At 70.0% G+C, this 24097-nt stretch carries 22 protein-coding genes; 12 read left to right on the top strand and 10 right to left on the bottom strand.

Annotated elements, in window-relative coordinates; translation table 11 throughout:
* Positions 1 to 90: 90 nt before the first annotated feature.
* The 5 genes from AB0946_RS22285 to AB0946_RS22265 all read right to left on the bottom strand — a co-directional run bounded on the left by AB0946_RS22285 (position 91) and on the right by AB0946_RS22265 (position 5614).
* Positions 91 to 990, bottom strand: a complete 900-nt coding sequence (locus tag AB0946_RS22285) for a Gfo/Idh/MocA family oxidoreductase (protein WP_366762377.1) — start codon at positions 988 to 990, stop codon at positions 91 to 93.
* Positions 991 to 1075: 85 nt separating this feature from the next.
* Positions 1076 to 2290, bottom strand: coding sequence for an ROK family transcriptional regulator (locus AB0946_RS22280; RefSeq protein WP_366762376.1), 1215 nt, complete (start codon positions 2288 to 2290; stop codon positions 1076 to 1078).
* A gap of 4 nt (positions 2291 to 2294) precedes the next feature.
* A complete protein-coding gene (locus tag AB0946_RS22275) occupies positions 2295 to 3161 on the bottom strand; it encodes a carbohydrate ABC transporter permease (protein ID WP_225814415.1) in 867 nt (288 codons plus the stop codon).
* Positions 3161 to 4180 (bottom strand): sugar ABC transporter permease, encoded by a 1020-nt coding sequence (locus AB0946_RS22270; protein ID WP_225814414.1) that lies wholly within the window; start codon positions 4178 to 4180, stop codon positions 3161 to 3163. Before AB0946_RS22270 ends, AB0946_RS22275 begins: the two co-directional genes overlap by 1 nt.
* A 30-nt stretch (positions 4181 to 4210) precedes the next feature.
* Positions 4211 to 5614 carry an extracellular solute-binding protein gene (locus tag AB0946_RS22265; RefSeq protein ID WP_366762375.1) on the bottom strand — a complete coding sequence of 468 codons (1404 nt, stop codon included), beginning with the start codon at positions 5612 to 5614 and terminating at the stop codon, positions 4211 to 4213.
* A 126-nt stretch (positions 5615 to 5740) separates the two neighbouring features.
* Here AB0946_RS22265 and AB0946_RS22260 point away from each other — a divergent pair, with 126 nt between their 5' ends.
* Genes AB0946_RS22260 through AB0946_RS22245 form a run of 4 tightly spaced genes read left to right on the top strand, consistent with a single transcriptional unit; the run spans position 5741 to position 10860 of the window.
* Complete coding sequence (locus AB0946_RS22260; RefSeq protein ID WP_366762374.1) at positions 5741 to 6787, top strand: zinc-binding alcohol dehydrogenase; 1047 nt, start codon at positions 5741 to 5743, stop codon at positions 6785 to 6787.
* Between the two features lie 19 nt (positions 6788 to 6806).
* Positions 6807 to 7607, top strand: a complete 801-nt coding sequence (locus AB0946_RS22255; protein WP_366762373.1) for a sugar phosphate isomerase/epimerase family protein — start codon at positions 6807 to 6809, stop codon at positions 7605 to 7607.
* The gene (locus tag AB0946_RS22250) at positions 7604 to 8959 is read left to right on the top strand and encodes a trehalase family glycosidase (RefSeq protein ID WP_366762372.1); all 1356 of its coding nucleotides are present in this window, start codon (positions 7604 to 7606) and stop codon (positions 8957 to 8959) included. Before AB0946_RS22255 ends, AB0946_RS22250 begins: the two co-directional genes overlap by 4 nt.
* On the top strand, positions 8956 to 10860 hold the full coding sequence (locus AB0946_RS22245; protein WP_366762371.1) for a glycogen debranching N-terminal domain-containing protein: 1905 nt from the start codon (positions 8956 to 8958) through the stop codon (positions 10858 to 10860). The genes AB0946_RS22250 and AB0946_RS22245 overlap by 4 nt, the downstream gene beginning before the upstream one ends.
* 100 nt (positions 10861 to 10960) lie before the next feature.
* Here AB0946_RS22245 and AB0946_RS22240 read toward each other — a convergent pair whose 3' ends face one another.
* Positions 10961 to 12934: a lamin tail domain-containing protein gene (locus AB0946_RS22240; RefSeq protein WP_366762370.1), complete on the bottom strand. Its 1974-nt coding sequence runs from the start codon at positions 12932 to 12934 to the stop codon at positions 10961 to 10963.
* A 265-nt stretch (positions 12935 to 13199) separates the two neighbouring features.
* Between AB0946_RS22240 and AB0946_RS22235 the strand changes: the two genes are divergently transcribed.
* Positions 13200 to 13688 (top strand): hypothetical protein, encoded by a 489-nt coding sequence (locus tag AB0946_RS22235; RefSeq protein ID WP_366762369.1) that lies wholly within the window; start codon positions 13200 to 13202, stop codon positions 13686 to 13688.
* Between the two features lie 178 nt (positions 13689 to 13866).
* Here AB0946_RS22235 and AB0946_RS22230 read toward each other — a convergent pair whose 3' ends face one another.
* Positions 13867 to 14277: a cupin domain-containing protein gene (locus AB0946_RS22230; protein WP_366762368.1), complete on the bottom strand. Its 411-nt coding sequence runs from the start codon at positions 14275 to 14277 to the stop codon at positions 13867 to 13869.
* Between the two features lie 178 nt (positions 14278 to 14455).
* Between AB0946_RS22230 and sigJ the strand changes: the two genes are divergently transcribed.
* The gene (gene sigJ / locus AB0946_RS22225; RefSeq protein ID WP_366762366.1) at positions 14456 to 15379 is read left to right on the top strand and encodes an RNA polymerase sigma factor SigJ; all 924 of its coding nucleotides are present in this window, start codon (positions 14456 to 14458) and stop codon (positions 15377 to 15379) included.
* 15 nt (positions 15380 to 15394) lie between these two features.
* Here sigJ and AB0946_RS22220 read toward each other — a convergent pair whose 3' ends face one another.
* Positions 15395 to 16135: an NAD(P)H-binding protein gene (locus AB0946_RS22220; RefSeq protein ID WP_366762365.1), complete on the bottom strand. Its 741-nt coding sequence runs from the start codon at positions 16133 to 16135 to the stop codon at positions 15395 to 15397.
* A 157-nt stretch (positions 16136 to 16292) separates the two neighbouring features.
* The gene (locus AB0946_RS22215) at positions 16293 to 17615 is read right to left on the bottom strand and encodes an epoxide hydrolase (RefSeq protein ID WP_366762364.1); all 1323 of its coding nucleotides are present in this window, start codon (positions 17613 to 17615) and stop codon (positions 16293 to 16295) included.
* 423 nt (positions 17616 to 18038) lie between these two features.
* Between AB0946_RS22215 and msrB the strand changes: the two genes are divergently transcribed.
* Both msrB and AB0946_RS22205 read left to right on the top strand, forming a co-directional pair.
* Positions 18039 to 18440: a peptide-methionine (R)-S-oxide reductase MsrB gene (gene msrB / locus AB0946_RS22210; RefSeq protein ID WP_366762363.1), complete on the top strand. Its 402-nt coding sequence runs from the start codon at positions 18039 to 18041 to the stop codon at positions 18438 to 18440.
* 397 nt (positions 18441 to 18837) lie between these two features.
* Entirely contained in the window at positions 18838 to 19572 is a 735-nt protein-coding gene (locus AB0946_RS22205) for a methyltransferase domain-containing protein (protein WP_366762362.1), read from the top strand.
* Positions 19573 to 19947: 375 nt separating this feature from the next.
* On the opposite strand, the gene AB0946_RS22200 is transcribed toward AB0946_RS22205, so the two are convergent.
* The gene (locus AB0946_RS22200) at positions 19948 to 20292 is read right to left on the bottom strand and encodes a hypothetical protein (RefSeq protein WP_366762361.1); all 345 of its coding nucleotides are present in this window, start codon (positions 20290 to 20292) and stop codon (positions 19948 to 19950) included.
* A 370-nt stretch (positions 20293 to 20662) separates the two neighbouring features.
* Here AB0946_RS22200 and AB0946_RS22195 point away from each other — a divergent pair, with 370 nt between their 5' ends.
* From AB0946_RS22195 to AB0946_RS22180, 4 genes are all read left to right on the top strand, one after another.
* The gene (locus tag AB0946_RS22195; protein ID WP_366762360.1) at positions 20663 to 21340 is read left to right on the top strand and encodes a TetR/AcrR family transcriptional regulator; all 678 of its coding nucleotides are present in this window, start codon (positions 20663 to 20665) and stop codon (positions 21338 to 21340) included.
* Positions 21341 to 21578: 238 nt separating this feature from the next.
* Positions 21579 to 22457, top strand: coding sequence for an ABC transporter substrate-binding protein (locus tag AB0946_RS22190; protein WP_366762359.1), 879 nt, complete (start codon positions 21579 to 21581; stop codon positions 22455 to 22457).
* 226 nt (positions 22458 to 22683) lie between these two features.
* Entirely contained in the window at positions 22684 to 22977 is a 294-nt protein-coding gene (locus AB0946_RS22185) for a muconolactone Delta-isomerase family protein (RefSeq protein WP_366762358.1), read from the top strand.
* Between the two features lie 214 nt (positions 22978 to 23191).
* Positions 23192 to 24082, top strand: a complete 891-nt coding sequence (locus AB0946_RS22180; RefSeq protein WP_366762357.1) for an NAD(P)H-binding protein — start codon at positions 23192 to 23194, stop codon at positions 24080 to 24082.
* Positions 24083 to 24097 lie beyond the last annotated feature (15 nt).

Here is a 24097-nt window from a genome sequence, read left to right as displayed (position 1 = left end):
GATGATGACGCGCGGGCCCCTGCCCGTCCGGACACAGCCCGTCCACGCTCACCCGCAGAGCACGCGCGGCGAACGTTCGCCGGACCGGGGTCACGGCGTCGTCCGGATCGCCCGGTCCATGAGACGTTGCAGATACAGGCCGCGCGCCGCGTCGAGTTCCGTCGGCCGGTTCGTGCGTACGGCGGTGGCGAAGCTGCGACGCAGGATCGGCCAGCACTCCTCGTGGTCGATCCCGGCCGTGTCGTAGGTCAACGTGGTTTCGGGGCCGAAGAGGTCGACCCGGGTGAGCGCGCGGTCGACGGCCACGGAACCGGACAGGGACGCCTGACTGACGGCCCCGTTCTCGTGCTCGCAGGTCAGCTCGACCCACCGGCGGGGGTCGCCGGAGCCGCGTATCGCGGTGATGGGCGAGACGGCGGTGTCCAGGAGGTCGAGCAGGTGCGGGCCGAGATCGAGCAGCGCCCCGTGCTGGAGGCGCCATCCCGTCGCGAAGTCCCCGCCCAGGAACGCTCCGTGGAGATAGCAGGAGCGGGCGCCGGTGATCTCGCGACCCCGCGCGGCGTCGAGGAAGGCGTCGGTGACCGGGTGGTACCGCTTGGTGAGGACGAGTTGCGAGACCACGCCCGCGTCGAGCACCGCATCGGCGACACGTCGCGCCGCCGGCAGATCCGGGCCGAGCGGCTTCTCCAGCAGCAGCGCCTTTCCCCGCCGCGCCGCCGACGGCGCCAGCTCGGCCTGCACGGCGGGGGGAACGGCGAACGCCACGGCCTCGCACCGGTCGAGGAGGTCGTCGAAGGAGGCGGCGACGTGTGCGCCGTAGGGCGCGGCGGTCTGCCGCGCGGCGTCGGGGCGGCGGGCCCACACCGCGGCGAGCCGGGTCTCCGGCCCGGCGGCGAGCATACGGGCGTGCATGGCCCGGGCCCAGGGGCCCGCGCCCACGAGGCCGACCTCGACGGGGCGGTCCGTCCAAGGGGCAGAGGTGACGGTCACGGTCTTCCTGTCTGTACGAGTGTGCTGCGCGCGTGGGGGCCGGCAGCCCCCGGCTCGCCGTGGCGGATCCGCGTGGGCGGCCCGTTCAGGCGGTGAGTGAGCCGAGCCGGGCGTCGGCCCGGTCGGGGGAGTAGAGGATCTCGACGACCATGGCGGCCGCCCCTATGACGCCCGCGTGAGCGCCCAGGCGTGAGGTGACGACCTGGAGGTTGGCGGTGGCTCGGGGGAACGCGCGCTGGTAGAGCAGCTCCCGGACACCGGTCATGAACGGGACCCCGGAGAGCTCGCCGGCGATCATGAGGACGCCGGGGTTGAGCAGGCTGACCACGGTCACCAGGACCTCGCCCGCCCTCCGTCCGGCCTCGCGGGCCAGCCGGACGGCGTCGGGGTGCCCTTCGGCGAGCAGGCGCCTGACATCGGCGGCCGACGCGGCCTCGATGCCGAGGGCGCTCAGGTCCCTCGCCAGCGCCCGGCCGCTGGCGACGGCGCCCAGGCAGCCGTGGGAGCCGCACATGCACAAGACGTCGATCCGGTCGTGCAGGCGGATGTGCCCGATGTCGCCGGCGCCGCCGTCGATCCCGCGGTACACCTTGCCGTCCACCACGACACCGGCGCCGATGCCGGTGGAGACCTTCACGAGGACGAACGCCGTGCAGTCCCGGTGATTGGCCTGTTGTTCTGCCAGTGCCATGAGGTTGGCGTCGTTGTCCACGAACACGGGGACGGGGCCGCCCTCCAGGCTCCCGCCGACGTGCTCGGCGTAGGCCTCCTGAAGACGCTCCGGGATGGGGTACCGGTCCCAGCCGGGCATGATCGGCGGTTCGATGACCCGGCCCGTCTCCCACTCCACGGGACCGGGGACGGACAGTCCGATCCCGCAGACGTGCCCGGCGTCGACACCGGCGGCGGCGAGGAGGTCCGGGAACCACCCGGCCAGTCGGTCCAGCACCACCTCCGGCCCCTCGGTGATGTCCAGCGGCCCGGTGTTCTCGGCGAGGATGGTGCCGCTGAGGTCGAGGACCGCGGCCCGGGCGTATCTGGTCTCCAGGTCCACGGCGATGACCGAGGCGTGCCTCGGGTCGAACACGATCCGCTGGGACGGACGGCCTCCGGTGGAGGAACCCGTGACGTGCCTGAGCCATCCCGCCCGGTTGAGCAGGTCCAGTCGCTGACCGACGGTCGAACGGGAGAGCCCGGTGATCCGCTGGAGATCGGCGCGGGTGTTCGCGTGGCCGCCGCGGATGAGCTGCAACAGCTCGCCCGCGCTGATCTGGCTCGGTGTCAGCATCGGTTCCCTCATGGTGTCAGCTCTTGTCGGCACCGCTGGTCAAACCCTCGGTGAGCAGCCGCTCGGCGGCGAAGAACAGGAGTACCACGGGGATCGTCAGGACCACCGATCCGGCCATCAGTACGGTCTTCGGCACCTCGACGCCGTTGGAGAGCTGGGCCAGGCCCAGCGGCACCGTCCACTTGCCCGGGTCCGCGGCGAGGAAGAGCAGGGCGAACAGGAACTCGTTCCACGCGATCATGAAGACGTACAGTCCGGTCGCCATGAGGGAGGGCAGGGCCAGGGGCAGGACCACCTTGCGGACGGTCTGCAGCCGGCTGCACCCGTCGAGCGCCGCAGCCTCCTCGATCGAGGAGGGGATGGTGACGAGGTAGTTCTTCAGCATGTAGATGGCCACCGGCACGGTCTGGGCGACGTAGACGACGGCGAGGCCGAACAGGCTGGAGGACAGGTGCAGTTTGGCGAAGACGACGAACAGCGGGACGGCCAGCAGGGTCGCCGGGAACAGGTAGACGGCGAGGAAGAGGGCGCTGACCTGGCGGTGCCCGAAGAACTTCAGCCGGCTGATCGCGTAGGCGCCGGGCACCGCGGCCAGCATGGTCAGGGCGACGGTGCCGAGCGAGACCAGCGCGGAGTTGAGCAGGAACTTCAGGAAGCCCTGGCCGCCGTCGTCGGTGGAGCGCAGCACGTCGCGGTAGGTGGAGAGGGTGAGGTCCTTCGCCGAGACCCACAGGGAGCCCGGGTCGAGCAGCAGTGCGTCGATGGGCTTCAGCGACAGCAGCAGCATGTAGTAGAAGGGCACGACCGTGATCACGGCGAGGAACGCGATGACCACCCAGCGCGCGACGCCGAAGAATCTCTCCTCGAACTGAGCCCGGCTCATCACGACTCCTCCTGGACCTTGTTGCCGAAGAACTTGAAGTAGAGGCCCATCAGGACCATGAGCGAGACGGCCAGGACCAGGGCCTGGGCGGCCGCGGCACCCACGTCGTAACGGGCGGTGAGGAAGTCGTAGACCCGCACGGCGGCGACGTCGGTACCGGCGCCGCCGCCGGTCAGCAGGTAGACGTCGTCGAACTTGTTGAAGGTCAGGATGAAGCGCAGCACGCACAGCAGCGCGATGACGGGCATCAGCTGGGGCAGCAGGATGTGGCGGAAGCGCTGGGTGGTGGTCGCGCCGTCCACGAGGGCGGCCTCCTCCAGCCCGCCGGGCACCGCCTGGAGCCGGGCCAGGATGAACAGGAACGCGAAGGGGAAGTACCGCCAGGTCTCGAAGGCGATGACGGTCAGCAGCGCCAGCGGGACGTCGAAGTGCAGGCCGAGCAGGTGGACTTCGTACGAACGGGTGGACAGGAAGGCGATGGGGTCGTCCCATCCGAACAGGCGGTGGCCCCAGTTGTTGACCACGCCGTACTGCGGGCTGAGCGCCACCTCCCAGACGAAGGAGACCGCGACGACGGGAGCGACGTACGGCAGCAGCATCGCCGCGCGCAGCAGACCGCGGCCGCGGAACGGCTTGCGCAGGGCGAGCGCGGCGACCAGGCCGAGGGCGACGGAGCCGAACGTGGCGCCGGCGGTGTACAGCAGGGTGGTGGTCAGACTGGACCAGAAACCGGCCGAGCCGAAGACCTGGTGGAAGTTGTCCAGGGTCCAGTTGCCGAACAGGCCCATGCCCTGGATGTCGACCAGCTTGGCGTGCTGGAACGCCAGCAGGACGGTCCACAGGATGGGGAGGATCACCACCACCAGGACCACCACGAAGGTGGGGGAGACGAACGCGAGGCCGGCGCGGTTGGCGCGGCGGCTCGCCGTCATGGGGCGGCGGACGCGTCCGGCGGGCCGGTCCGTGGACCTGCCGCCGGTGTGCCGGCGCTGGGGTGTGCCGGCGGGAGCTGTTGTCATGAGGGGACCTTCGTGACGTGCAGGGGGCGGCTACTGGAGGGACTTCTGCAGGGCGGTGACCTCGTCGTCGGCCTCGCCGGCCGCCTCGGAGGGCGAGATCTGACCGCTGGTCATGGCGCCGATGGCCTTCGGTACGGGCAGCTCGCCGTTGGTGGCGCCGACGAGCGCGCCCTCGCCCTGGGTGATGCCCCAGCGCCGCATGTCGCTGACGCCGGCGGCCAGCTGGTTGAGCAGGCTCGCGGGGTAGACCTTGTCGAAGGGCTGCTTGGTGTCGACGCCGATGCTGCTGTGGCGCCAGGCCTCCAGGTAGCGCCCGGGCTGCGCGGCGGTGCCGGTCCGGACGGGGATCTTGCCCTCGGGAGCCATGCCGAACCAGGACTCGTAGCCGGTTTCCATCATGTACTCGATGAACTCCCGGGAGGCGGCCGTCTCGGCGGTCTTGGTGGTCACCCATGAGGTGATCTCGCCGAACTGGGCGGGCTCGGTGGCGTCGGGGCCCTTCATCGCGGTGACGATGCCGCTGTTGCGCGCCAGGTATCGCGGGTCGCCCTTGCACTGCGGGCAGCTGGGCAGGGCGTCCTTGCGCAGGCCGGCGAGTTCGTCCAGGAGGAACGAGGACCAGATGATCGCGGAGGACTGGCCGGCGAAGTAGGTGGCGCGGGTGGAGTCCACGGTCTGGGTGCCCGGGGCGCCGTAGGTGCGGGCCAGCTCGTCGTAGGTCTTGAACGCGGTCCGGCACTGCGGCGACTCGAGGGCCACCCGGTGCCGGCCGTCGACGAGCTGGCAGTCGTCGGCGAGCGCGACGCTCTCGAAGCTCTGCGAGGTGAAGGCGTCTCCCGGGTCGGTGGCCACGGAGATGCCGTAGCGCCCCTTGGTGGTCAGCGCCTTGGCGCCGGCGAGCGCCCGGGCGTAGGTGTCCGGAGCCGTGAGGTGTTTCTCGTCGAACTGGTCCTTGCGGTAGACCAGCAGCTGCAGCCAGGCGTCGGAGGGCACGCCGAGGCTCCGGCCGCCGTCCGAGGTGAGCCTCAGCGCGTTGGCGTTGAAGGTGCCGCGGCCCAGCTTGTCGATGATCTGCCGGGGTATGCCGGTGTTGAGCAGGCCGTTGCTGTACATCTGCCAGACCTGGCCCATGGGCGCGGCGCCGATGACGTCGGGCAGCGAGCCCGAGGCGGCGGCCGACATGATCAGCTGGGGCATCTGGCCCTCGTCGACCCCGACGAGGTGGACCTTGATGCCGGTCTTCTCCTCGAAGCCCTTGACGATCTTCTGCGTCACGGCGACGCGGTCCGGGAGGTTCTCCTGTGACCAGACCGTGATCTCCCGGTCCGGTCTGCCCGGTCCTGTGCTGCTGGCGCAGCCGGTGAGCAGCCCCAGGCCCAAGGCCGCCGTGATGCCCACCGCGATCGTCTTCGATCGCCGGCTCATGGTGTGCATTGCATGTCCTTGCTACGACTTCCGTCTGTTGAAGACGCATCACAGCATCACTTTTGCTGGTTGACAAGACATAAGCTCGGGATATTGTCGACGCAACCGCACTCGCAACCCCTTCCGGAGTCATCCGTGGAACGCGTCGTCCAATTCACCGGCCCCCGCCAGGTGGAGGTAACCGAGCAGGCCGGAGCTGATCTGCCCCCCGGGCACCTGAGGGTCCGCACCCGTTACTCGGGCATCTCGGCCGGTACCGAACTCACCGCCTACCGCGGGACCAACCCGTATCTGACGCGGACCTGGGACCCCGAGGCCCGGCTGTTCCGTGACGGCGCGGCCGGCATCCAGTACCCCGTGGCGGGCTGGGGCTACTCCGAGGTGGGGGAGGTCGTCGAGGTCGCCCCCGACCTGGCCGGGACCCCGGGCCTGCCCGCCGTCGGCGCCCTGGTGTGGGGCATCTGGGGCCACCGCAGCGAGGGCATCGTCCCCGCCGAGCGCATGATCGGCCACACCCTGCCCGCCGGCCTGGAGCCGCTGGCCGGCGCCTTCGCCCGGGTCGGCGCCATCGCCTACAACGCCGTCCTGGCCGGCGACATCCACCTCGGCGAGGACGTCGCCGTCTTCGGCCAGGGCGTCATCGGACTGCTCACCACCCGCCTCGCCCAGCTCAACGGCGCCCGCGTCACCGCCGTCGACGCCCTCGACGGCCGCCTCAAGACGGCCGAGCGCTACGGAGCCCGGCACACCCTCAACGCCCGCACCGACGAGGTGGCCGAACGCATCAGGGAGGCCACCGGCGGCCTCGGCGCCGACCTCGCCATCGAGATCAGCGGCGCCTACCCCGCCCTGCACACCGCGCTGCGGTCGGTCGCCGTCGGCGGGCGGGTGGTGGCCTCCGGCTTCTACCAGGGTGACGGCATCGGCCTGCGCCTCGGCGACGAGTTCCACCACAACCGCGTGCAGCTCATCTGCTCCCAGATCGGCGGCGTCCCGCCGCAGCTGTCCCACCGCTGGACCGTGGAGCGCCTCCAGCAGACCTTCCTGCGGCTGGTCGCCGAGGGCCAGGTGGACGTGACCTCCCTGGTCAGCCACGTCGTCCCGGTCGCCGACGCCGCCGACGCCTACGTGCTGCTCGACGAGCGCCCCGCCGAGGCGCTGCAGGTCGTGCTGGAATTCTGAACGTCTCGAAAGGCCCCTCATGCTCAAGACCGCGGCGCAGGAACAACTCCTGCCCGGAGACACCCTGCAGGCCAAGTGGGAGTTCGCCCAGGAGGCGGGCTACGACGCCATCGAACTGCGCGGCAAGGGCGACTTCCACTTCGCCTCCCGCCTCGACGAACTCAAGAAGGCCCGCAAGGACGGCGTGGTCATGCCCACCGTGTGCGTCGACATGCTGCACTTCCTCGGTGCCTTCGACGCGGACCTGCGCCGCGACGCCGTCGACCAGATGAAGTCCCAGCTCACCGTGATCGCGGAGATCGGCGGCCGGGGCGCCCAGACCCCGGCCTCCTACGGCATGTTCTCCCGCCGTCTGCCGCCCTTCGAACCCCCGCGCACCGAGGAGGAGGACCGCGAGGTCCTGCTGAGCGGCCTGACCGAACTCGGCGAACACGCCCGCAAGGAGGGCGTGACCCTCTTCCTGGAGCCGCTGAACCGATACGAGGACCACATGGTCAACCGGCTGGAGCAGGCCGCCGACCTGATCCGCGCCATCGGCCTGGACTCGATCAGGATCGGCATCGACAGCTACCACATGAACATCGAGGAGAGCGACCCCGCGGCCGCGATCCTCGCGCACGCCGACGTCATCGGCCACGCCCAGGTCTCCGACTCCAACCGTTTCCAGCCCGGAGCCGGCCACCTCGACTGGTCCGCATGGCTCGGCGCCCTGCACACCATCGGCTACGACGGGCACCTCGCCCTCGAATGCCGGCTGACCGGCGACCCCGTCGAAGCCGTCCGGTCCGTCCCCGCGTTCCTCAAGAGGTCCGGCGCGTGAAGTCCCTCCTGGACCGGCCCGCGCCCACCGCCGCCGCGGACCTGACACTGCGGCGCGGTGCGGCGCGGGTCCTCATCGACAACTGGACCGGCGCCTCGACCGTTCCGTCCCGTACCCTCTACCCCCACCAGTGGAGCTGGGACTCCGCCTTCATCGCCATCGGCCTGCGCCACCTCTCGGTCCGCCGCGCCCAGCAGGAGCTGGAGTCGCTGCTGTCCGCCCAGTGGGCCGACGGACGCATACCCCACATCGTCTTCAACCCCGCCGTACCGGACGACGCCTACTTCCCGAGCCCCGACTTCTGGCGTTCCTCCACCGCCGGCCGGGCGGCGGGCGCGCCGGCGTCACCCGAGACGTCCGGCATCGTCCAGCCACCGGTGCACGCCCTGGCGGCCTGGCTCGTGCACCGCGCCGATCCCGCGGAGTCCCGCCGGCGCGGCTTCCTCACCCGGGTCCACCCCCGCCTCGCCGCCTGGCACGACTACCTCCTGGGCCACCGTGACCTCGGCGGTGGCGGACTGGCCGCCGTGGTCCACCCCTGGGAACCGGGCATGGACAACAGCCCCTGCTGGGACCAGGCGCTGCGACGCGTGGAACCGGCCGCTCCGGACGCCTTCCGTCGTGCCGACCTCAACCACGGCCATCCCGCAGACAGACCCACCGACCTGGACTACGGCCGCTACGTCCGCCTGGTCACCGACTACCGCGACGCCGGCTACGACGACCGCGCCGCCCGGCACACCTTCGCGGTGGAAGACCCCTGCTTCAACGCACTGCTGATCGTCAGCGAACGGGCCCTGGCGGCCATGGCACGGGAGACCGGAGCGGACGCTACGGCGCACTCCGCCCGCGCCGACGCGCTCACCCGGCACCTGGTGACCCGTCTGTGGGACGACAGCGCGGGCGTGTTCCGCGTCCGCGACCTGGCCACCGACACCCTGGTCGGGGAGGACTCCGTCACCGGCCTGGTACCGCTCCTCGCCCCTCACCTGCCGCCGCACGTCGTCAGCCGCCTCGTCGACACCCTCACCGGCCCGCGCTTCGACGCACCGGCCACCCGACTGGTCCCGAGCTACGCCCTGACCGGCCACGCCTTCGACGCCCAGCGCTACTGGCGCGGCCCCGCCTGGTTCAACACCGCCTGGCTGATCCACCGCGGTCTGCGCACGCACGGCCGGGAACAGGACGCCGAACGGCTGCGGCGGGGATTCCTCGCAGAGGCGGGACGGTCCGACTTCGCCGAGTACGTCGACCCGACCACCGGTGCGGCCCGGGGCGCCCGGCACTTCTCCTGGACCGCCGCCCTCACGCTCGACCTGCTGTGCGCCGACCCCAAGGAGCCCACCCCATGACCCCGGCCGACACCCTCGTCCAGCTCGTGCGGGACGCCACCTTCGCCCGTGTCGACGCCACCGGGGGCATGCACGGCACCCACGGCACCGCACCCGACGGACTGTTCCTGCGCGACGGCCGCCATCTCAGCCGCTGGCACCTGACCGTCGACGGCACCGAACCCGTCGCCCTGGTGCCCGCCGACGCCACGACGGACGACACCGCCGTCTGCGTCCTCACCCCGAGAGGCACCCGGGACAACCCGCCCGCCTACACCGTCTTCCGCGAACAGACCGTCAGCGCCGGTGAGCTCACCGAACACCTGCGCCTGGTGAGCAACCGTCCCGAGCCGGTCACCGCCCTGGTGGAGATCACCGCCGACGTCGACTTCGCCGACCTGTTCGAACTGCGCGCGGACGACCGGCACTACGCCAAGCCCGGCGCCCGCCGCGAGAGTCGGCACACCGACGACGGACTGGTCTTCGACTACCACCGCGACGACTGGCACTCCCGGACCACCGTCGTCGGCAACCCGGCGCCCACCGGTCATGACACCGTCGAGGACCTGCCCACCGCCCGCACGCTGCGCTGGCAGCTGCCGCTCGCCGCGCACGGCGAGGCCGAACTCCGTCTCACCGTCCGCGCCGTGCCGCACGGACTGCCGGCCGGGGCTCCCGCCCTGCCACGGCCGCGCCGGCGGATCACGGCGCCGGCCGACGACCTGGCCCGCACCTGCGAACGCGGCCTGGCCGACGTGGACCTGCTGACCGTCGCGGTCACCGGCCTGGACGGCGAGGAGGTCGCCGTCCCCGCCGCCGGCATCCCGTGGTTCCTCACCCTCTTCGGCCGCGATTCACTGCTGACGTCGTACTTCCTGCTGCCCGAGCGCCCCGGGACGGCAGCCGCCACACTGAGCGCCCTCGCGGCGACCCAGGGCCGCCACCACGACCCCGTGAGCGGCGAACAACCGGGACGTATCGTCCACGAGACGCGCCACGGCGAACTCGCGCACTTCCGGCAGATCCCCTACGGCCGCTACTACGGCGCCGTCGACGCCACACCGCTCTTCCTCGTGCTCCTCCACGCCCACCACGAGACGACCGGCGATCCCGCCCTGGCCGTACGGCTGGAACAGCACGCCCGGCGAGCGGTCGACTGGATGTTCACCGACGGCGGCCTGGACGAACACGGCTACCTCGTCTACCAGCCCGACCCGAACGGCCTCGTCAACCAGAACTGGAAGGACTCGGCGGGCGCCGTCTGCTTCACCGACGGCACACAGGCCCAGGGCCCCGTCGCCGTCTCGGAAGCACAGGGCTACGCCTACGACGCCCTGATCCGCACCGCGGAACTGGCCGCCGCGGTCTGGCGGGACCCGTCCTACGCCAGCCGCCTGCGCGAAGCCGCCGAAGGCCTGCGCACCCGTTTCGTCACCGACTTCTGGATGCCGGACACCGACTTCCCCGCCCTGGCTCTGGACGGCCGGGGACGCCAGGTCGACGCCCTCGCCTCCGACGCCGGCCACCTGCTGTGGTCGGGAATCCTCGACCCGGCACGGGCCCGCCGGGTCGGACAGCGGCTGCTGGAGCCGGACTTCTTCTCCGGCTGGGCGATCCGGACGCTCGCCGCGGGCCAGAAGCCCTACCACCCGCTCTCCTACCATCGCGGCAGCGCCTGGCCGCACGACAACGCGGTCATCGCGCTCGGCCTGGCCCGGTACGGACTGGCCGACCAGGTCCACGCGGTCGTGGACGGCCTGGTGGCGGCAGCCGCCCCCTACGGCTACCGGCTGCCCGAGGTGCTGGCCGGCTACGACCGTACGGCTACGGTCCGTCCGGTGCCCTACCCCCACTCGTGTTCCCCGCAGGCCTGGGCCGCGGCGACCCCGCTCGCCCTGCGAACGGCGCTGCGAAGGGTGTGAAGCCGGCAACGGCGGAGCCGGATCGATACCCTCTCGGTCCGGACTCCGCCTCACCCTGAGGCGGTCCCCGTGCGTGAGCCGTCTCCCGCGGCCAGGGCGATCAGCAGGGGAAGGCGCCGCTGTAGAGGGCGTGTCCGGAGGAGGAGCTTCCGGAGCCGAAGCCGTAGATGCCGTCGTCGCTCCAGACCGCCTCGCGGGACCCGTTGACACAGGCCGACGCGGGCGCGAGCGCGAAGCCCTCCAGGTTGTCGATCGGCATGACGGCCGGGTTCGTGTAGGTCACGTCCGGCACGATCGTGCCGGACGCGTCGACCTTCATGAAGGTGTGCGTCTCCCCGCAGGTGTTGTCGCAGGTCCCGATGATGCGCTGGGTCCCGGCGTCGAACATCACGTCCATCACGGACGCCTTGCCGGTCGCGATCGTGCCGAACGTGGTGAACGTGCCGTCGGAGTTCAGACCGTAGACGTGCAGCGTGCCGTCCCACTCCAGGCCGGCGAAGTACAGGCCCGAACCGTGCAGCGGGTAGTTCGCCGGGTTGTACGCGGCACCGGTCAGCGGGTCGACCCAGCCGTTCGCGGTCAGCCAGCTGTCAGGCACGTAACCGACGCCCTCGAAGCCCAGGTTGGCGTCGTCCTTGCTGCCGGTGTCGAGCTGGGGGAACTGCGACGTCATGTCCCACTGGTGGACCGGCGTCAGGGTCGATCCGGTCGCGGCCGGGTCGAACTCCATGATCGTGTCCTTGGGAACCGTGTTGTTGGCGTTGTCACGCTCGGACGTCACGTAGACGTGGCCGTTGCTGCCGACCGTCAGTCCCTCGGAGTCCGGCTGGCCCGAGCCGCCCGCGAAGCGGATCTGCTTGCCGGTCGCGCTCCACGACGGGTCCGGGACCCACTTGCCGTTGCTCTTGACCAGCTTGTACAGCCAGTTCTTGTTCTTCGCGGCCCACAGCACCGACGGGTTCGCAGGATCGAACGCCAGCCCGCTCAGGTCGCGGCCCTCCGGGCCCGTGGACGTGGTGAACGCGCAGACGTTGTCGGTGATCGTGACGTCCGGGCCGCCCGGCCACGCAGACGTACCCGACGGAGCCGAGCCCGAGCCGGAGGGCGCCTCAGGGGTGCAGCCGCTGGTCAGCGAGCCCCCGCCGCCCAGCAGATGACCGGTCTGCCCGCCATTCCCGCCACCACCCGCGCCGGAGCACGAGTTGGCGCCGCCGAGCGTCGCGGTCGTGGAGGTCTGGAACCAGCCGGTGCCATTGGTGCAGCGCTCGTAAGAGGGCTTGGCGCCGTCAGCGGCCCAGGTCACCGAGTCGACCGAGGTGCCGTTGCCGTCGAGAAGGAAGAGCGAGTCGTCGTCGCCCAGACCGAGAGCGGAGTCGAACGTGACGTAGCCGCGCGCAGGGATGCTCGTCGCGCTCGGAGAGGAGGACGAGATCGAGACCGGGGAGTGACTGGTGTCGTTGTCGACGTACTTCCACGACCCGATGCTGACCGTGCTCGTTCCGCCGTTGTACAGCTCCACGGTGTCCGAGCCGTCGGAGGTGATCTCGTTGATGCGCACCTGGCTCGCCGACGGGATCGACGACGGGCAGCCCGGGGCGTTCGCGGCGCCGAACGTGGCGGTGGTCGTGGTCACCCACGCGCCGGTGCCGTCTCTGCCGCAGCGTGCCATCGCCGGTTTCGCCTTGCCGCCGGCCCACTCGACGCGGTCGGCCACCGCGCCGCCGGCCGTGTAGATCACCAGTTTGTCCGAGTCACCGAGCCCCTTGGGCGAGTCGAAGGTGACGAAGCCGCCGGCGGCGATCGTGGTGGCGGACGGGGTGAACGACTGCGGCGAGAAACCGTCGTCGGACATCTTCCAGCCGCTGAGGCTCACCGCGGTGGGGCCGGAGTTGTACAGCTCCACGGTGTCAGTGTCGGAGGAGGTGACCTCGTTGACGCGAACGTTCTGGTAACCGGCGGGGTCGGCGGCAGCCGCGGGCTGAGCCGCGAGCAGCCCGGTGACGACCAGCCCTGAGAGCGTCAGAGCCGCGGCACATACCGAGGCGACGCCGGCGCGTGAGTGTGAAGTAGGCACGAGGCGGAACTCTGGTGAAACGACGTTGAAACGGCGTGTACTTCGACTGAATGCCACCTGCTGACCACCAGAACGTCAGGCGCGCACCGCCGCCACACGGTGGCGACGGCTCGGTCGAGGAGGGCCCCGTGACCCCGGCGCTGCGGCGGGCGCCGGCCATCGGGTCACCGCCCGGGCGGGCAGGGCGTCGCGGGAGGCTGAGGCGTGGCGGTCACGGCTTCGTAAAGGATCACCGTGGGAGCTGTGCGGCTTCCGTGGGGGGTGGGTGAGGAGCCGATGTCTGATCAGCGGGACGCCGGCCCTGTCGGCGAGGACGACCGACCCGGACGGGGCCACCACCAAGGGACAGTTCGAGGTGACCGCGGACCCGGCGTACGCGGACACCACCTACTCCTACGGTCGGGACCGAGGAGGCCGCCTTCGTGAACACCGTGGTGTCGGCGTCCGTGTCGCGAGAGAGACAGCCGTGCTGATCGTCGAAATACTGCAAGTCGTGCTGGTCATCGCCGTCCTGGTCCTGGCGACAGGCACACGGACGTCGAACCCCCTCCTGCTCTGGACCGCCCTGGGCTTCGGAACGGGCCAGGTCATCGCCGCGCTGGACGGGAAACTGGCCGACACCTTCTTCCGGCTCTTCGTAGCCGTGTTCGCCACGCTCGTGCTGGACACATGGCGAACCGAGCGCGCGGTCACCGTGTGGCTGGCGGGCCCCGCCGCTCTGCTCTCAGGGCTGCTGATCGGCTGGGCGGTCTGAGCCGCTGCCGCGTGCGGGAAACGATCGCCGCGCGCGGGTGCCGTCGAGGACGGCGCGCGCGCTCGCGGGGACCCGGGGGCGACGCACAGGCACGGCCACGACGTGTGAGTCCGGCCCTCGCTTCGAGGTGAGCTTCACGAAGCCGCGCGGCTTCCCCGCGTCGCCGGGCCTCCGGGAATCAGGGCCGAGGAATCCGCAGGTGTCGTCGTTCGCCCAGCTCCTCCGCGCCGACCAGGGTCAGAACCGGGGTGCCCGGCGGCGCGAACATGGTCACCACCAGCTGCGACTGCGCGTCCGGAAGGTTGTTGGCGCCCTGGTAGTGGATCACGTCGCCCCCGGGCTCGAACAGGGCGTCCCCGGCCTTGAGCACCCGGGGCGGCTGCCCCTCCAGCTCGAAGAGGATCTCGCCCTGGGTCACGTAACCGAAGACCGGCCCGGGGTGCCGGTGCGGCGGCGCACCGGGGTCGCCGGGTGGCAGGGTGACCCGGATGGTCCTGGCCTCGGCGCCGGCCGGGATCCGGGCCGCCGCTTCCGGCAGGGCCGCGATCACCTCGACGCCCGGGGGCAGGTGTGCGTGCTCAGCGCTCATGTTCTCCTCCACACAGGAACTGTCCAGAGGAAGGACAAGACGGCCTCCCCTTCTGTGACAGCCCACGTGGCGAAAGCGCAGACGCAACCGCCGTAGGATCGCAGCGGGCGGGCCGTCCTCGCGCCGGAGGCACGCCCGCCTGGGGGCACGACGGTCGAACTGCGGAGGCACCGGCACCATGGACGAGCGACAGCCGCTCACCGAAGGCTCCCTCGACGAAGCGGCAAACACCTTCGAGCGACTACGTCCGCGGTTGTTCGGTATCGCCTACCGCATCCTGGGCAGCGTGTCCGAGGCCGAGGACGTGGTGCAGGACGTGTGGCCGCGCTGGCAGGGCGCCGATCGCGGCGCGGTGCGCGATCCCGGGGCGTTCCTGGCGAAGATCACCACGCGTCTGGCGATCAACGTGGCTCAGTCGGCGCGGGTCCGTCGTGAGGCATACGTCGGGCCGTGGCTGCCGGAGCCCGTGGACACCAGTGTGGATCCGCAGGTCGGCGCGGAGCGCGGCGAGGCGCTGGAGTTCGCCGTGCTGCTGATCCTTCAGAAGCTGAACCCCGTGGAACGGGCGGCCTACGTGCTGCGGGAGGCGTTCGGCTACGCGTATGACGAGATCGCGGGCATGCTCCAGCTGAGCCAGGCCAATACGCGGCAGATCCTCAGCCGGGCCCGCAAGCGCCTGTCCGCCGAGCGCCGGGAACCCGTCGAGGCGGCCCGGCACCGACGGCTGGTCGAGGCCTTCGTCGCCGCCGCGCGGCACGGGGACGTCGCCGCGCTCGAGAGCGTGCTGTCGGAGGACGTCGTCGCCTACGCGGACGGCAACGGCATGCGCGGCGTGGCACGGGTGGAGATCGTGGGAGCCGGGCGCGTGGCCAGGGTCAGCGCCTTCACCCACAGGTTCTTCCCCGGGGCCGAGTACGGCGTGGCCGAGGCGAACGGTCTGCCCGGCCTGCTGCTCGTCCAGGACGGGGTGACGGTCGCCGTGGTGAGCGTCACCGTGGGGCCGGACGGTATCGACGGGCTGTACTGGGTCCTGGCGCCCGACAAGCTGAGGGCCTACGAGCGGTCGGCTCGCAGGCCCACGGGACGCCCGTCGTCGCTCTGACGACGCCGGGACCGGTCAGCTCTGCTTCTTCAGCCAGTCCTCGTAGCGGGTGGACGCGAGGTGGGCCGTGTCGTCGCCGACGAGGACGTCGGGCATGCCCGCGAACGGACTCGCGGTCTCGTCCGTGACGATGGAGCGGCCGTCCGGCTTCGCCGCCAGGGTGATCTCACCGAGCCGGTCGAGCCGCTCGATCTCGGGGCCCGCGATGTCGCGGACGCCGTACGACGGCTCGCCCAGCGCCGCATCGGCGACGGCGGCGGCGACGTCGGCGGAGGCCATCGGGCGCAGCCGCAGGGACGGCAGGTGCACCTCCGTGCCCTCGGTGGTCATGTCCATCACCGGGGCGATGAACTCGAAGAACTGGGTGGCGCGCACGATGCTGTACGGAACGCCACTGTTCCGCACGGCTTCCTCCTGGGCCACCTTGGCCCGGTAGTAGCCGTAGTCGGGCACCTGGTCGACGCCGACGATGGAGAGCACCACGTGGTGGCGGACCCCCGCCTCCTTCTCGGCCTCGGTCAGGTTCCGCTCCGAGCGGGTGAAGAACTCCAGCGCCGGCTGCGGATCGAAGGAGGGGGAGTTCGGCACGTCCACGACCACGTCCGCGCCCGCGAGTGCCTGTGCCAGACCCTCACCGGTGAGGGTGTTCACGCCCGTGGAGGGAGCGGCCGCCAGGGCCTCGTGACCACTGTCGCGCAGCAGCGCGACCACCTGCGAGCCGATGAGCCCCGTACCGCCGACGACCACGATCTTCATCACTGTCTCCGTTCGTTGATTCGGCTTCCCTGCGGACACCGGCGACATCTCGCCGGACCCGGTGCGCCGAAGCGCACGTCAGCAGGACAGGGCAGCAGCGAGGTCTGTGACAGCCCCCGGCCCGGACCAGCGTGATGCACGGGGACGCGGAGGCGCTCTACTTCCCCGCGCCCTGTGCGCGGCGCAGCGTACCGAAGGCCGCGCGGAGTTCCTTCGTGAAGATGTCCGGGACTTCCCAGGCCGCGAAGTGGCCGCCGCTGCGGACCCGGTTGTAGTAGAAGAGATCGTGGTACGCGCGCGACGCCCAGCTTCTCGGTGCCTGGTAGATCTCGCCGGGGAACACAGTGATGGCGGCGGGGACCGACACCGAAACGGCGTTGAAGTTGTTGGCGTTGTTCTCCCAGTAGAGCCGCGAGGAGGAGGTCGCGGTGTTCGTCACCCAGTAGAGCGTGATGTCGTCGAGCATCTCGTCCTTGGTGAGCACGCGCTCCGGGTGGCCGCCGCTGTACGTCCAGGCGGCGAACTTGTCGTACATCCAGGCGGCCAGGCCGACGGGGGAGTCCGTCAGCCCGTATCCCTCGGTCTGCGGGCGGGTGACCATCATCGCCGAGTAACCCGACCCGGTTTTGTAGAAGGTGGCCAGCTTGTCGTACGCCGCCTTCTCGTCCGGGCTCAGCCCGGCGGGTACGGGGTCGCCGCACGCCAGTTTCCTGGCGATGTCCGGCGGGACGGTCGCGGGGAAGTTGACGTGGATCCCGAGCAGTCCTGCCGGCCGCTGGACCGCCATCTTGTCCGAGATGACGGCACCCCAGTCGCCGCCCTGGGACACGTAGTGCTTGTACCCCAGCCGCTCCATCAGCACGGCCCAGGCGCGGGCGATGCGGTCGGGATTCCACCCGGTGGTCGCCGGCCGTTCCGAGAAGCCGTAGCCGGGCATGGACGGTATGACGAGATGGAAGGCGTCCTCGGCGCGGCCGCCGTGGGCCGTGGGGTTGCTGAGCGGACCGATGACCTTCAGGAACTCCAGGACGGATCCGGGCCAGCCATGGGTCAGGATCATCGGGAGCGCGTCCGAGTGACGGGAGCGAACGTGGATGAAGTGTATGTCGAGCCCGTCGATCTCCGTCTTGTACTGGGGCAGCGAGTTGAGTCTCTCCTCGATCTTTCGCCAGTTGTAGGTGGTTTCCCAGTAGCGGGCGAGTTCCTTCATGGTGGCCAGTCGGACACCCTGGGACTGATCGCGGACCGTTTCCCGGTCGGGCCACCGTGTCGCCGCGATACGGCGCCGCAGCTCGGTGAGTTCTCGCTCCGGGATGTCCACCCGGAACGGCCGGACGGCTTGCCGCTCGCTCGCCGCGACCGGCTTCCCGGACAGGTCCCAGGGGCGCAGGCCGGCAACGCCTGTCGCCGACGCGGCCACGGCGGCGGCCGAAGTGGAGAGGAACTTCCTGCGGGAGGGCGCACGGAGAGCCTCGGGCATGATGTCTCCTCGGATGGTCTCAATCGCTGAGGGGGGCATCCGCGGCACGCGGAAGGCAGTGCGGCGCGCCCGTGATTGCTGCACGTACGAGTATTCGGGACGGTTCTGAAGTCGCCTGGCCTCGTGAATACTCAGGTGAGTATGTTACTGAAAGTAATAATATATAACTGTTCGTGTGCGTGCAACTCGACGGCCACTGAGGAGGCACGGCGATCTTGCCGGCCCTCTTCACACGTGCCCCCGCGGGTGCTTAACCGACTGGTTTCCGGGGTGAGCCGGTACCATCGAGTGTTGTCCCGTGGAACTCATGACGCCGCGCGGCCGCGGCGCGGGACTGCCGCATGTGAAGGTCGATGAGGCAACGACCCCTCCAGCGCTGCTCACCTTCTTGAGCAGCGCTTCCGAATTCTGAAGGATGAAGTCATGGCGTACGAAATCGAGAAGTCGGACGACGAGTGGCGCGCGGAACTGACCCCGGAGGAATTCAGGGTGCTGCGTGGCACCGCGGACGAAACGGCGTTCACTGGCGAGTACACCGACACCAAGGAAGAGGGCGTGTATTCCTGCCGGGCCTGCGGTGCCGATCTCTTCACCTCCGAGGAGAAATTCGACTCCCGCTGTGGCTGGCCCGCGTTCTACGACCCCAAGGATCTCGACTCGGTCGAAGTGCAGCAGGACGGGTCCTCCTATCCAGTGGTGCGGTGCGCTCGCTGCGGGTCCTATCTCGGAGAGCTGTTCGAGGGCGAGGGATTTGCCACGCCGACGGACAGGCGGTACTGCATCAACAGCCTCGCCCTACGGCTGAAGCCTGCCGAATCCGAATGACCTGATCCACCTCGTCGATCCGGGCGGCGCCGGTCCGGGGCGCCGCACGGTACAGAGGTCGTAGGCACACGACGAACAGTGCACCTGGGCGCCGGGCCGGACCTTCCGCGCGCGCCCCGTGCCCACGGCCGACGGTGACGCAGGACGCGGCACAGGTGCCGCGGCGTTCCACCTGCCCTCCAGTCGGCCGACGTGACGGTGCTGGGCGCATGTTCCGATTACTTCACGCGGCAAGTACTATGTCCATCAATTATTCCTCCTCTCGAAGCAGGAAACGACTATGGACACGGCGTCCCCTCTTGCGCCCACCGCTGGTTCCCGCGGAACCGGGAATCCCCAGACGCCCAGCAATCCGTTCGCACACCTGGACGGTGCTCCGGACGAAGCACAGCGTCGCGTGATCCGCTATCTCGATGCCGCGGCGGCTCATCCCGAGATGCTGCGCATGCGGTCCGCGGCCCATGAGATGTTCGCGCCCGCACCGGGTGAGCGGCTGCTCGACGTCGGGTGCGGTGCAGGAGAGGTGGCCCGCCAACTGGGGGCGCGAGTAGGCGCCGCGGGCTCCGTGACCGCCGTCGACCGGTCCGCCCTGGCCGTCTCGGTCGCCGAATCCAGGCATGACGGCACCCCGGTCGACTACTCGGTCGGTGACATCACCGCTCTCGACTTTCCCAGCGGCCACTTCGACGGAGTGCGGTGCGAGCGGGTGCTGCAGCACCTGTCCGATCCCGATCACGCGATGAAGGAACTGGTCCGGGTGACCCGCCCCGGAGGCCGCGTGTGCGTGATCGACACCGACTGGACGTCCTTCACCTGGGACGGCTTCGACCACATGACCGAAGTCGCGGAGCAATTCCCGTTCCCGCACCCTGCGGCAGGCCGCACCGCCCGCGCCCGCATGGTGAAGGCAGGCCTCGAGGCGACCACCACGCTCCCCGTGACGCTTCGGTTCACGGTGCCGGAGGACGCAGCCGTCGTCGTCCCCTTCTTCGATGACGAGGCGCTGCGGATCTGCGTCCAGCCGGACCTGACGGAGCGATTTCTCACCTCTGCCCGTCAATCGGCCGAGCGGGGTGACTTCCTGTTCGCATTCACCATGTGGATCACCATGGGGCGCGTGGCAGCCGCATGAGAGCGGACTGGAATGCGGTTCCGACGGCAGTAGTTCTGGATCAGACAGGGCGGTGATGCGCCGCGACGCCGGCTCGGTGAGCCCCGCCTGCCGAGGCGGGCGCCGCCGCCGGCACGGCAGCGCCCTCGCTTTCGCCGGCACCTGCTGCGTACGACGGCTGCTGCCCTGATCCGCTGTGGGCTCGCCCGTTCAGGACTCCTGGCAACATGAACCGCTTGCGCCTTGTGGTGACAGGCTGTCAGTTGATGGGGACAAACGTGCCGACATCTGCCATGGCACCGCGACGATGGCTTCGATCAGCCTCTGGCTACGGTCGTGATCAGCTGCCATCCACCGGACTGACTCCGCTGTCGTCCCCGGCTACCCGATGGGCGCTCAGCAACGGGACCACGCTTCTCGGGGTAGGAAGTGAGGAAGGTCGTCCAGCGCCTCACGGGGCACGACCACCGGCCGCGTGAGCAGGTGATCACCCGCGCGCTGCACATCCAGAACGATGCCCAGCGATTCCGGCACAGGAACTACAGCGTCCAGGTAGCAGAGGTCCGAATCCGGCTCGCGGTCCTCGGTACGGCCGATCATCCACTGCTCCAGAACGGAGGGAACCCGGCCGACCAGGGCTTCCCCCTCCACGACGACTTGGGGTCCTCGCAGCGCATCGACCACGACGCCAGCCAGCCGTTCCTCCCGGTAGTAGAGCTTCGCACCGAACTCTCGGTACACGCCCTCCTCGACGGCGTCGACGCTCTCGCTCGCGCGACGGCGAAGCCTGTGCCGCTGAGCTTCCCCGGTGATACCACTCAGTGCCTCCGACGTCTCGTCGGGACCCCTACCGAACGCCAGCGACCCCGCACTCACGGACGGATCCGGAGTGCATGCGTAGATCACTGTGCATGGCGCTCTGACCTGCGGCGGAGTCCGTTGAAGGAGGCTGGTCTGACGTAGTCCCCTCGTGACCGTCAGTGAATGGTCGGCCTGCGTGTTCCAAATGATCAGGAACCACAGCGGGTTGTCGGTTGCCGAGGCAGGGCTCCGGACCTCACAGGCCGGCGCGCCTTGACAGACCAAGGGTGGGTGGCAACGATGGGAAACTATGGAAACTGATTCCGGCTCCACAGTTTCCGAGCGTCGAGGGCAGCGTGTTGATGTGATCATCGAGGCGGCCGCCCAACGATTCCTAGCGCCAGGCTTCGCGCAAGTGAGCATGGACGATCTCGCTCGGGAGCTCGGGATGAGCAAGAAGACCATCTACCGCTACTTCCCGGACAAGCGCAGCCTGCTGACCGCGGTGCTGGACCGGCAGTTCGAGGCGGTAGAGCGCACCCTGGTGACAGCGGCCGAGGACACGGAAGGGCGGCCGTTCGGTGTGAGAGTCCAGCGGTTCCTAATCGCGGCGGGCGGTGAGCTTGGGCGGATCGGCGCGGCTCAACTCGCGACCGGGCGGGGCGGCGATGCGATGCTGCGCCGGTACGTGGAGCAGCGCACGGACGCGGTGGTCTATCGGCGGCTCGACGAGCTGTTCCGGGACGGCCACCGGCAGGGACTGCTGCTTACGCCGCCCGAGTTGCTCAGCGAGATCACCCGCGGCGCTCTGGAGCGGCTGTCTGCCTCGCAGTTGCCGCACGAACTGGACTGGACGGCGGCAAATCTGCTGCGGGCGACCGTCGACACCGTGCTCTACGGGGCGATCCGTTCGGCACCCGGCGTCGACGACGACCAGGCAGGGGCGGTCGTTCCGCCGGCCCGTGATGAGGAGGAGGTGGGGTCATGACCGGGTCAGCCGTCATCGTGGCATTGCCTACCCGGCCGACGTCGCCCAAGCGATCGTCTTCTACGCCGGCGAGGACCACCTTCATGACCGGCACCACGGCCGTGGTCAACGGCGGGATGTTCATGTACTGACGCGTCACGGTCCCCGCACACGGGGCCAATCGTCGTCCCCGCACAGGGGGCCAATCGCCCGGATCCGGGCCGCATCTGGCACACCGCCCTCTCAAAGGAAGACGTTCATGCACACAATCGATCTTGCCTACGTCGGGCGGGGCCCGCACGAGGAGCTGGTCAATTACATCGCCGACCAGGAGGACTTCTACGCTGACGAGGGCGTCCACGTCGCCGTGCGCGACGGCTGCACCTGGGATGCGCAGCGGCTGCGTCATGGTGCAGTCATCGGACTCGGCCGGACAGTGCTGTCGCGACTGAGGGATGGCATCCCCTGGGTCGCGCTTAACATCAACACCTACCGCCCGCTGTTCTGGATTCTCGCCCGCTCCGGTATTACCTCGGTGGCCGACCTGGCAGGCCGGCGGGTGACGGTACACCCTCCTCACACCGGACCGGGGTGCTTCACTCGGATCGTGCTGCGCCAGGCTGGCCTCGACCCGGACCGCGACGTCCAGACCATCGTCCGTTGGCCCGGCGACTTCGGCATGGACCTGCGCCAGCTGGAGGAGGGCAGTATCGACGCCGCCGTGGTCGGCGACACCCTGGCACCGGAGGCGGTCGCCGCCGAGCACGGTTGGCAGGTGCTGGCCTTCTTTGGTGACCACTTTCAGATCCCCACGGTGGGCGTGGCCGTCGACCCCACCTACACCGATCCGGACGACCCCGCGGTTCAGGCCGTCGTACGAGCCCATCTGCGCGCCCTGAAGGTGATCCACGACGACCCCGACACCACGGTGCGGCACCTACAGACGTTCCTCGGGCGACACACCGAGGATGAAGTCCGAGCCCACTACGACGCCTACGTCGCATCGCAGTTCACCACCGACGGCCGAGTCGACCTCGCCGTCGGCGTTGACGCGATCAGCGCGGTCGCCGCCGAACTCGGTGTCCCTGCCACGTTCACTGCGGCCGAGTTCTACCGCACCGCAACCATCACGCCCTAGACAAGTCTGAGCGTTCTTGAGCATCGGCCCGCCGGGCCACCTCACCTCCCGCTCGCGGGAGGGCCGCAGTAGCTATGCCCTGCGCGCGGGCGTCCGCTCGAACGGTGTCGGTGACCAGGAGGAAGCCCGGGCGTTCGCCAAGGGGGCTCGCAGACGGTCGTGAAGCCCCGCGTTCCCCGTAGAAGCAAGGCAAGAAGCAGTCGAATATACGACGGAGGAATAGGCCATGAAGGAGTTCCTGGTCGAGATGACCATCAGCGTGCCAGAGGGGACCAACCAAGCAGAGGTCGACCGGCGCCGCGCCGCCGAAGCTGTACGGGCCAAGGAGCTCGCCGCCGAAGGCCGCTTGTCCCGGCTGTGGCGTACCGTCGGGGAGCCTCGCGTCATCGCCGTGTGGCGCGCCGCCGACGAGGCGGAATTGCGTGAGAAGGTCCTCGGAAGCCTGCCCCTGTGGTCTTGGGCGACCGCGGTGATCACCGCTTTGCAGCCGCACCCCAACGATCCGGGCTCGGCCGGCTGAGCCTTCGGGTGCGGCACGCCACTGCCGCGGCTCGCTGCGTGGATCGCGACCGCTGCACTGAGGCGGGGAGTCCGACCCAGGGGCGTGCGCGCGTGGTGGTGAACTACCGCGTCATCACACATCCGGAAGACGCAGCCGAAGGCGTTGTTTCTCGCCGGACGTAATCGGAAGCAGGAGTGCCGCGATCGACAGCGGCCGCACATGGAGGGAAGGCATGACGGAAAAGAACCCGGCCACGGTGGCGGTCACGGGGGGGACCGGGGCGCTGGGCAGCCGGATCGCGACCCGACTCGCCGACCATGGCGTCCCCCAACTCCTCGTCGGACGCCACCCTGACCGCCTGCCTGAACTGCCAGGCGCCCAGCGACGCGGTCCGGCCGCGTACGCCGACGCCTCGGACATGCGCAAGGCATTGGAGGGCGCGGCGACTCTCATTCTGGTCTCCGGCCACCGCACGGGGCGCCGGCTGGAAGAACACGCCACTGCGGTCGAGGCCGCGATCGCGGTTGGCGTGGACCGGGTCCTGTACGTGTCCCTCGTCAGCGCGGCGCCCACCGCGACCTACCTCAACGCCCGCGACCAGTGGATGACCGAACAGTTCCTGGCAGGGGCCGGGATCCGTCACACGGTGCTTCGGGCGGGTTTCTACACGTCGACGCCGGCTGCCCTCGCCGACGAGGACTTCGTCGTGAGCGGCCCCGCGAGCACCGGCCGGGCCGCCTTCGTCACCCACGAGGACATCGCCGAGGTGATCACTGCCGTCGCTCTCGACGAGGGTCCACGCTCCCAGTACGACGGCGCGACGCTTGAGATCACCGGGCCTGAGGCCCTGACCCTCGACGAAGCGGTCACCCGGATCGCCGCGGCCACCGGTCGGCCCTACCGCTACGAATCCGAGACCGTTGAGGAAGCCTTCGCACGGCGATGGCGGCAGGGCATGAGCGGGGAACAGATCGAGACCTGGATCTCCTGGTACCAAGCGATCGAGAGGGGCGAGGTTTCCGTGGTCACCGACGTCGTCCCCCGGCTCACCGGCTCACCGGCGACTGCGATCTCAGACGCAGCCTGGTGGCCCGCACCAAACACCGCGCGCGGTACCCGCTGAGCACCAGCAGATGAT

Origin of the sequence: Streptomyces sp. NPDC046870 (assembly GCF_040704595.1) — a bacterium.
GTDB classification, from domain to species: domain Bacteria; phylum Actinomycetota; class Actinomycetes; order Streptomycetales; family Streptomycetaceae; genus Streptomyces; species Streptomyces argyrophylli.
Note: the sequence above shows the minus strand (reverse complement) of the source record. Positions and strands in the feature narration are given on the sequence as shown.